The sequence below is a fragment of the Stenotrophomonas sp. 278 genome, from assembly GCF_003935715.1.
Taxonomy (GTDB): domain Bacteria; phylum Pseudomonadota; class Gammaproteobacteria; order Xanthomonadales; family Xanthomonadaceae; genus Stenotrophomonas; species Stenotrophomonas maltophilia_AH.
This window is the reverse complement of record NZ_RHPP01000260.1, coordinates 1-2,381: the sequence shown is the minus strand read 5'-3', so window position 1 is coordinate 2,381 and position 2,381 is coordinate 1. Positions and strand designations below refer to the sequence as shown.

At 69.4% G+C, this 2,381-nt stretch carries 1 protein-coding gene and 2 pseudogenes; all 3 read left to right on the top strand.

Features of this window, described 5'->3' with window-relative positions:
- Positions 1-456: pseudogene (locus tag EGJ34_RS22430) on the top strand (Flp pilus assembly protein CpaB); the annotation flags it as partial.
- 19 nt (positions 457-475) lie between these two features.
- Positions 476-1,825: a type II and III secretion system protein family protein gene (locus EGJ34_RS21385; protein WP_125362410.1), complete on the top strand. Its 1,350-nt coding sequence runs from the start codon at positions 476-478 to the stop codon at positions 1,823-1,825.
- 24 nt (positions 1,826-1,849) lie between these two features.
- Positions 1,850-2,381, top strand: a pseudogene (locus tag EGJ34_RS21380) (fimbrial protein); the annotation flags it as partial.

Genomic DNA, 2,381 nt, shown 5'->3' with positions numbered 1-2,381 from the left:
GCCGACAGCCGCGCCGCCGACATCCAGGGCAGCAGCGCCGGCAGCGGCAGCACCGCAGACAACGCATCCGCACCGGCCAGAAGCGCGGTCCTGGCCGTCCCGGTGGAAGAGGCAAACCGCCTGCTGCTGGGCGCGCAGCAGGGCAAGCTGTTCCTGGCACTGCGCAACCCCGCCGATGTCGGCCTGCCCGACCAGGATCTTTTCGCTCCGACCGTAGCGGTACTGAGCCCGCGCCGTGCGTTGAGCCCGGAACAACAGCTCGCGCTTTCCTCACCCGAGAACGACGCGTTCGCCGGTATTGACGCCGACGCACTGGCCGGTCGTCGCACGGCTCAGGGCACCGCGCCTGCGCCCGTGGTCCGTGCAGTTGCCCCGGTACGTCGCGCCGCCCCGCGCCTCAGCCCCGGTGTGGAAATCATCCGCGGAGAGCCTTCCTACAACAGCGGTTCTCGTTGACACCATGCAGAGACCTTTCATGACGCGTCGCCCCGCTGCCATTGCTCCCCTTCTGCCGCCCATCGCCGTGCTGGTGGCGTTGCTGCTGGGACTTGTTCTGCTCCCGCCGCCCGCCTGGGCGCGTGCCGACGTGGTGCTGCAGGTACGCGAGCAGCAGCCGTGGACACTGCCGCCAAATCTCGAGCGCGTGGCCATCGCCGACCCGGGCGTTGCCGACGTGGTGATGCTGAAGGGCCGGCAGGCGCTGCTGGTCGGCAAGAACGCCGGCGTGACCACGCTGCTGCTGTGGCACCACCAACAGACCGAACCGCAGCGTCTGCAGGTGGAAGTGCGCAGCGCGGTGCACGGCGCACTGGCCGACGGCGACGACCTGCAGCTCACCGTGCAGGAACAGCAGGGCCTGCTGCAGGGGAATGCCCCCAGCGTGCTGGCTCACGAACGCAGCCGCAAGGCCGCGCAGGCGACGCTGGGCCGCGAGGGCCAGCTGGCGGACGTCTCCACGGTGGCCAGCAGCGGCGTGGTCCAGGTGGAAGTGAAGGTGGTGGAGTTCAACAAGACCGTGCTACGCGAGATCGGCATGAACTTCGCGAACCAGAACAACGGCTTCTCCTACGGCGTGGTCCGACCCGGTGGCGTCGCGCCCGCCATCACGCCGCCCGTCGGCAGTGCCCCCACCGGCACCGACAGCAATCCGCTGTCCTCGGCATTCGGCCTGGTATTCAAGTCGCTCACGCACGGCTGGGCCGCCAACATCGACCTGCTGCAGAGCAACGGCATGGCCCGCGTGCTGGCCGAGCCGACCCTGGTGGCACTGTCCGGCCAGAGCGCCAGTTTCCTGGCCGGCGGCGAGCTGCCGATCCTGGAGCCGCAAGGCCTGGGCACCACCACGGTGACTTTCAAACCGTTCGGCATCGGCCTCACCGTGACCCCGACCGTGCTCAGCCCGGACCGCATCGCGCTGAAGGTGGCACCGGAAGCCAGCGACCTCAACTACGCCGCCGGCATTGCCTACAACGGCGTGCAGATTCCCTCCATCACCACCCGTCGCGCCGACACCACGGTGGAGCTGGGCGATGGCGAAACCTTCGTGATCGGCGGGCTGGTCAGCAGTTCGGTCAGCTCCAACGTCGACAAGGTACCGCTGCTCGGCGACCTGCCAATCATCGGATCGTTCTTCCGCAGCCTGAACTACAAGAAAGAGGAGAAGGAACTCGTGATCATCGTCACCCCGCGCCTGGTGCAACCGCTGGCCAAGGGCACCACCGTACCGTTGCCCGGCGAACGCGAGGCCACGCCCAACCAGCCGGTGTGGGGGGCATGGCTGCTCAGCCCTGCTTCCTCCGACCAGCTGCCTGGTTTCTCCCGCTGACCCCGTGCCAGGACCTTCGCTTCCATGTCTGCCTCTTTGCAGCTTCTCCACCCTGCCCCGGCTCCCATGACCCTGGTGCTGTTCGCGCCGGTACGCGACCTCGCCGGCCTGCTCGGCGAGCGCCTGCCGGTGGGCGTCAGCGTGCACTGGGTCGACAGCGCCGGCGGCGCTGCCGCGCTCGACGCGCACCGTCGCCAGCCGCACTGCGTGGTGCTGCTTGATTTCCGCCGCGCCGCGGCCTGCACTTCCACCGAACTGGCCCGGCAACTACAGCGCAGCCAGCCGGAGCTGGCACTGGTGGCGGTGGGCTCGACCACCAGTGAACAGGTCGACGGCATTGTCGCGGCGGTGCGCTGCGGCCTGCGCGACATCCTCGACATGGACACCGGCACCTCCGACATCGACGCAGTGCTGCGCCGTGCTGCCGGCACCAGCGGCACCCGCGCCACACCGGCGGCAGCACCCCACAAGGCACGCCTGGTGCTGGTGCTGGGCGTGCGTGCCGGCGTCGGCAGCAGCACCCTGGCCGCGCATCTGGGCGTGCTGGCGCAGCAGC

Coding starts and splice junctions, on each gene's coding strand:
- EGJ34_RS21385 (WP_125362410.1), top strand. CDS start 476: ATGACGCGTCGCCCCGCTGCCATTGCTCCCCTTCTGCCGCCCATCGCC.